Source organism: Paenisporosarcina sp. P5_A11 (assembly GCF_056400705.1).
The window spans coordinates 21,019-27,944 of the sequence record NZ_JBFUKT010000026.1 but is presented as its reverse complement, the minus strand read 5'-3'; the positions used below and the strand labels follow the sequence as shown (position 1 = coordinate 27,944).

5 protein-coding genes are annotated in these 6,926 nt (G+C 38.2%); 4 read left to right on the top strand and 1 reads right to left on the bottom strand.

Going from position 1 to position 6,926, the window contains the following annotated elements; all coding sequences use genetic code 11:
• Positions 1-10: 10 nt before the first annotated feature.
• Positions 11-2,335, top strand: coding sequence for a universal stress protein (locus AC1DOS_RS06735; RefSeq protein WP_477536878.1), 2,325 nt, complete (start codon positions 11-13; stop codon positions 2,333-2,335).
• A gap of 251 nt (positions 2,336-2,586) precedes the next feature.
• Positions 2,587-2,769: a hypothetical protein gene (locus AC1DOS_RS06730; RefSeq protein WP_108584859.1), complete on the top strand. Its 183-nt coding sequence runs from the start codon at positions 2,587-2,589 to the stop codon at positions 2,767-2,769.
• Between the two features lie 365 nt (positions 2,770-3,134).
• Here AC1DOS_RS06730 and AC1DOS_RS06725 read toward each other — a convergent pair whose 3' ends face one another.
• The gene (locus AC1DOS_RS06725; protein ID WP_477536877.1) at positions 3,135-4,208 is read right to left on the bottom strand and encodes a CdaR family transcriptional regulator; all 1,074 of its coding nucleotides are present in this window, start codon (positions 4,206-4,208) and stop codon (positions 3,135-3,137) included.
• Between the two features lie 124 nt (positions 4,209-4,332).
• Between AC1DOS_RS06725 and AC1DOS_RS06720 the strand changes: the two genes are divergently transcribed.
• Positions 4,333-5,469, top strand: coding sequence for a glycerate kinase (locus AC1DOS_RS06720; RefSeq protein ID WP_477536876.1), 1,137 nt, complete (start codon positions 4,333-4,335; stop codon positions 5,467-5,469).
• 13 nt (positions 5,470-5,482) lie between these two features.
• Positions 5,483-6,829: a GntP family permease gene (locus tag AC1DOS_RS06715; protein ID WP_477536875.1), complete on the top strand. Its 1,347-nt coding sequence runs from the start codon at positions 5,483-5,485 to the stop codon at positions 6,827-6,829.
• The last annotated feature ends 97 nt before the right edge of the window (positions 6,830-6,926 follow it).

Below are 6,926 nucleotides of genomic sequence, written 5' to 3'. Positions count from 1 at the left end.
GGCTAGTATAGTGCTAGAGCAATTTCGCAGAAAAACACCAGAAGAAATTCTACAATCTATCTCTAATATTAAAAAAGGTAGGCTGAAAATCATACTTGGGGCGGTAAGTGGTTCTGGGAAAACCTATCATTTACTCCTTGAAGGAAATGAGTTGAAAAGACGTGGGATTGAGGTTGTAGTAGGTCTAGTAAGTGCATCTAGTGGACCTAAAACACTGGAGCAATTAGGAGGTCTAGAAGTTATACCTTCTATTGAATGGGAGCAAAACGGGCATGTTAGGCAAGATTTGAATATGAAGGAAATTTACAAAAGAAACCCAGAAGTGATTTTAGTTGATCAGTTAGCTCATAAAAACCAGCCATCTGCTAAAAATCCCACTAGATTAGAAGATGTTAAGGAATTAATTAGAAATGAAATTAGTGTAATTACAACAATAAATATATACGAATTGAAAGGAGTAAAGGAAGTTGCAGAGCATTTAATGCAAGTTCCACTTCATGTAAGCGAGACTGTGCCCGAAGATACGTTGACGCAGGCTGATGAAGTACGTTTACTAGATGTTACGCCTGAAGCAATTTTAAAACGTCTCCAAGTAGGGGAGATAGAAGAAAAACACGAACAAACCATAGGACGTGTTCAATTTTACAATCAAGATAACCTAGCAGTACTTAGGGAGCTGTCACTCCGGTTTTTGGCTGGAGAAGTGGAAGAGGATCTAACTGATTATAGAGAACAGGAAGGGTTAATCGGCCCTTCCGGTGCCTCTGAACGAATTATGGTATGTGTTCAATATCATTGGAATGGCTCCATCTTGATACGAAGAGGGGATCAAATAGCCAAACGTTTAGGTGGGGAGTTATTAATCGTTTGCTTTATCCCAGCCCAGAAAAAACTTTCTAAAGAGGAAGAAATATTTAAAAAATCGATGCAAAAACTCATTAATAAATTAGATGGAAAGTTTGAAGAAATAACAATAGAAAGGGAAGACGTAGCCGAAGAAATAGTTGATTATGCCATGGAACATTATATAACTCGAATTATCCTTGGCCAATCTAAAAGGACGAGATGGGAAGAAATTATTCACCGTTCGATTTTCAATAGAATATTGAGAAAAACTAAAAATATTGATGTATTTATTGTAGCAGACAGGGCAGAAGTACATGGAGAAAGAGTAATACCCGCAATTCAATCAAATAAAAAGAAAAAAAATCCTTATCGAAGACTTTCATCTGATGAAATGAAAGAAAAAATAAAAGGGGTTAAAAGAGGTACCTTAAAGATTTATATTGGAGCAGCTCCAGGGGTAGGGAAGACTTATACCATGCTGAGGGAAGCAAATCAATTAAAGAAAAATGAAATTGATGTTGTGATTGGATTATTGGAGACACACGGGCGTAAAGAAACAGCATCTCAAGTTGGATCTTTAGAAATCGTACCAAGGAAACATGTTCAATATAAAAATGTAGTATTGGAGGAAATGGATCTTGAGGTCATAATAATCCGCAATCCCGAAGTTGTGCTGGTAGATGAATTAGCACATACCAATATACCGGGAAGTAAAAATCAAAAAAGGTTTGAAGATGTAATAGAGATTCTGAATGCTGGAATATCGGTTATTTCTACAATGAATATTCAACATGTAGAAAGCTTAAATGATAGTGTAGAGCAAATTACAGGTGTATGCGTAAGAGAAACCGTTCCCGACAAGGTTCTACATTTAGCAGATGAATTAGAGTTAATTGATCTCTCCCCAAATGCACTTAGACATCGAATGCGGGAAGGAAATATATATACGATGGATAAGGTAGAACAGTCACTTAGCAATTTCTTTAAGACACGAAACCTTATCGCATTAAGAGAACTTGCGCTACGTGAATTAGCAGATGATGTAGATGAAAGATTAGAATCACTAGATCGAAAAGAAGGAGTAAGAGGACCTTGGAGAAATGAAGAAATAATTTTCGTATGTGTGAATCTTAGACCAGATTCTGAGCGCTTAATAAGGAGAGGATTTCGTATTGCCTATCGTCTTAAAGCCACTTGGTATGTTGTTTACGTCAAAGACCAGCAACTTTTGTCAGATGAACAAGAGATTATTCTGAATAAAATCATGAGTCTTACGAATCGTTTAGGGGGTAATTTCGAATTATACTCGTCAGCTAACCACCGATTAGTTGTAACTGAAATCATGAAACAATTAGAAGACAAAAAAGCTACACAAGTTATTATAGGTCACTCAGCAAGAAGTAGATGGCAAGAAATCAAGAAAGGGTCGGTCGTGGCTCGTATGCTCAGAAACGCAAGGCATCTTGATATTCTAGTGGTTGCTGATTAAATGACATGAAAATCTAGAGGGGTTTCTAACAGGGGAACCACTTGAGTCAAAAAATATGCACCCCTTGGTCAAGTAGAATTCGACTGAGGGGTACTTTTTTATGCTAAGATGGGCAGTAGTGGTATTGAGTGTAACTTGTAGTAATGCCATTCTAAAGGTATGTTTTTCTTCTATTAATGAGAGAATTTATACAATAAACCATAAGACTTGAACAGAATAAACAATAGTATCATCAAAAGGAGGACTCTCTAATGAAATTCGTCAAATCAAAAATGATGCAACTCGTAAAAGAAAACGAAGAATTGAAAGTACGCTTAAATTCTATCGTTAAAGAACATGATCTAGAAAAAACGTTAGCATTAAAAGCGATGTATCATTCCGAAGTAGTTGAAGGAAAGTTTCAAGGATTATATCAGGAACTCTTTAAAAGATGATTGCTTAATTGTTCCACTATAAAATCCGAGTCATGGCAAAGTCCAGACTTGGGTTTTTTTCTATTTTAAGGATAAACGATGTCTCAGGTCGGAATAATAGCAGATCACGTCTGAATTATTTGGGGTGACGTCTGAAAAATGTGCGATGACGTCGGAAAAATTAGCATTGACGTCTGAAATATTGTGCTTGTTGGAATCTAAAGTTGGGTGGGTAAGTAGGAGAAAAATAGTAGTGACAAAACAATTAAAAGACCGTTAATTCACAACTGAATTAACGGTCTTTTAGTTAATGTAACAAGCAATAAAACAAGGCGCATCAAACACTATTTGTCATAGTGGTTGATGCGCCTTTGTCTATTAAATTATTACTCACTCACTAACCAAAGTGCTAGCTGAAGTACGAGTGCATCCTGGAAGGTAGAAGGATTGTATCCAGTTGTTTCGTGAATTTTCTTCAAGCGATATGTCAACGTATGCCGATGGATAGTTAAGACTTCTGCACAAATGGCTAGTTGTTGATCGCAATTGAAGTATTCTACAAGCGTAGTGCAATATTTTTCATCCAGCCCTTGTAGCACACGATTTGAAAATTGTTTAGCTTCTGTGGAGCTGCTCTTTTTGAGCAAGGAAAGCACTTCTACTTCTTCAAAAAAAGTGATTTTAGTCTCGGATTGTCCATATTGTAAAGCTAATTTAGCAGTTTGAAAGGATTGTTGAACCTCTTCAATTGTCTCTACTGGTTTCCCTGTACCCAGACGAACGGAAAGGTTTTTCTGCAAAAACGCAGACAACTTTTTAATCTTTTTATGGACTTCCTCAACTTTAATTCCAGCAGTTAAGATAAAGAGTTCATTTAATTGATAATGTCCAACCATTACCTCATCTTTATCAAAGTAATCTTCAAGTTGCTGAACGGCACCATGATAATGAGTGGAGGGTAACTCCAAAAGAATCGTGACATACGGTGAACGCAGAGGAAACCCAAGTCTGTCTAATCTTTCGTATAGGACTGGGGGATAAGATGTGGACGATATAAGCTCTTCAAATACCATTTCTTTCATTTTTCTCTTCCACTCAGACTTAGAAACAATCAATGATTGATGGATCATCATTTCTGTTGTCAGCTGCAGAAGTGTGGCAACGTCTTTTAATACGGCTGGGTTTCCCGTAATGCCGATGACGGCAATTAAGTGTTGCTGAAAGTATACGGGCATGTTGATTCCGGGTTTTGATCCTCGCCACTTGTGGGTGTTTTTTTCTGTAATCCACAGAGGTTTCTGTGTTTTGGCGACATGTAGGGCTCCCTCATGGATTCTCTCGACCCGTTCTTGTTCGCCGGAAGCTAAGATCATACCGTTCGTATCCATCACATTAATATTTCGGTTAAGACGAATCATCGTTTGTTCTACAATTTGATTTGCTAATTGTTTGGTTAGCATATGTCCACCGCCATGTATAAAATATCAATAGTTATTAACAGAAAATTCATACACCAAGTATAATGTATTTCTCTTTATTTATCACTATACTATTTTGTAAGCGCTTACCGAAGGAGTGAATGAAGTGAAAATCGTCATAAGTCCTGACTCATTTAAAGGAAGCTTGGCAGCAGATGAAGTTGCTCAAGCGATGGCAGCAGGAATACGGGCTTTTGATCAGTCGATTGAAACACTTATATTGCCCGTAGCTGATGGAGGGGAAGGCACTTTAGAAAGCCTCATCAGTGCTACAAATGGAAGATTAGTTACTGTTATTGTACAGGATCCACTTGAAAGAAAAATATCTGCTGATTACGGTATTTTAGGTGATGAGGAGACGTGTGTGATAGAAATGGCTAAAGCATCTGGTTTAACTCTTTTACATAGGGAGGAGAGAAACCCTTTATATGCAACCTCCTATGGGACAGGTGAATTAATCAAGCATGCTTTAGATGCAGGTTTTCGGAAGTTTATTGTTGGAATAGGTGGCAGTGCAACCAATGATGGTGGAGTTGGAATGTTAAAAGCACTTGGTATGAAGTTTCTAAATTGCGATGGGGCAGACCTTGGAACTGGAGGTGGAGCACTTGATCAGTTGTCGCATATTGACATGTCTGAGTTTGACCCTCGAATAGAAGATTCCAAGTTTATCATAGCTTGCGATGTAGATAATCCATTTATCGGTACAAATGGTGCTTCACATATTTTTGGTCCTCAAAAAGGTGCTACTGAATCTATAGTATCTATATTAGATCGAAATTTGAAAACGTTAGCTGATGTTATTGAACGTACATATGGAGTATCCATTCATCATCGCCAAGGTGCGGGAGCAGCAGGAGGGTTAGGGGGTGCGTTTCAAGCATTTTTTCCTCTAACCATGAAACCTGGAATTGAAGTTGTGATGGAAGCAATYGGTTTTCGTGAACAAATAAAAAATGCCGATTTAGTCATTACAGGAGAAGGTAGATCAGATGAACAAACTCTCTCTGGAAAAGCACCTTATGGGGTTGCGAAAGTAGCAAGGGAACATGGTATTCCTGTGATGTTATTGTCTGGATACCTAGAGCCATCGAGCAAAAAGAGGTTGAGTTCTTATTTTGACGTTATTGGAAGTGTGGTAAACGAAAGAGTTACACAAAGAGAATCAATGGAAGATACCGCGCTTTTTTTAAAGATTCAAATGTATCAAATGATTTTATCTTATGTACAAATGAAAAAATAAGGGGGAATTCGGTATGTTATTTTTCATTATTTTACTAGGGGTAGTATTGATTGTAGTAGCAACAGCTGCCTTTAAAGTTCATCCGTTTTTAGCGTTATTATTCAGTGCATTTTTTGTAGGGATTGCTTCAGGAATGCCGTTGTTAACCGTTGTTGAAAATGTAAATACCGGTTTTGGTGGTTTGATGACGAGTATTGGACTTGTCATTGTTGCTGGTACGATTATCGGGGTCGTTTTAGAGAAATCTGGTGCTGCATTTAGGATGGCAGAAGTGGTATTGCGTGTTCTTGGGGACAAGCGACCGCAGCTAGCCATGTCCGTAATCGGATATATTGTTTCGATACCAGTGTTTTGTGATTCAGGCTATATTATTCTAACTAGCTTGAAAAAAGCTTTAGCTAAGCGTGCAAAAGTTACGATTGCTTCTATGGGAATCGCACTTGCGACTGGATTATATGCAACACATGTCCTCGTCCCTCCAACGCCTGGACCAATCGCTGCAGCTGGAAATATTGGAGCTGCAGATTATTTGGGAACAATCATTTTAATCGGTTTATTAATAGCAATTCCAGCTACAATTGTGGGTTATTTCTGGGCAGTAAAAGTGGGAACGAAAATCGAGGTAGAAGCGGATAAAGAAGCATTAGAATTAAATTATGATGAAATCGTCAAATCATTTGGTAAAATGCCATCTACATTCAAATCATTTTTACCGATTGTTTTACCAATAGTTCTAATCGGAATCGGTTCAATTGCTGCACTTTTAGGAGAAGAAAGTGGCTGGATTAACTTCTTGAAATTTCTCGGATCACCATCTGTTGCTTTATTACTAGGTGTCTTGGCATCGTTCTTATTATTACCTGCGCTCAACGAGGACACATTAACGAACTGGATTGGAGAAGCACTTAAAGAGGCGGCACCAATTCTATTAATTACCGGTGCGGGTGGCGCATTCGGAACTGTAATTAAGAATACTGGCGTCGCTGAATTACTTCAAAACATGGATTTAGGATCACTTGCAACTGGAGCCCTATTCTTACTAGTGCCTTTCTTAATAGCAGCAGCACTAAAAACAGCACAAGGTTCTTCTACAGCTGCACTAGTTATTACATCTTCATTAATTGCACCATTACTGCCGCAACTTGGAATTGAAGGAGCGATCCCATTAGCACTTGTGGTTATGGCTATCGGAGCGGGTGCAATGACAGTTAGTCACGTTAATGATAGCTTCTTCTGGGTAGTCACTCAATATAGTGGCATGAAAGTAACTGATGCCTACAAGGCGATGACGATGGCGACATTATTAATGGGTATCACGACCATTGCTGTGACTATGTTGTTATGGGTAGTAATGGTATAAACCTGAGCAGAGTAGCAGATTTTCCAATAACGGCAACTTCTTTTGAAATAAAAAAACCCATCACATGTCCGAATCATTGCTGATTTGAACGAGTGAT

Coding starts and splice junctions, on each gene's coding strand:
- AC1DOS_RS06730 (WP_108584859.1), top strand. CDS start 2,587: ATGAAATTCGTCAAATCAAAAATGATGCAACTCGTAAAAGAAAACGAA.
- AC1DOS_RS06725 (WP_477536877.1), bottom strand. CDS start 4,208: ATGCTAACCAAACAATTAGCAAATCAAATTGTAGAACAAACGATGATT.
- AC1DOS_RS06715 (WP_477536875.1), top strand. CDS start 5,483: ATGTTATTTTTCATTATTTTACTAGGGGTAGTATTGATTGTAGTAGCA.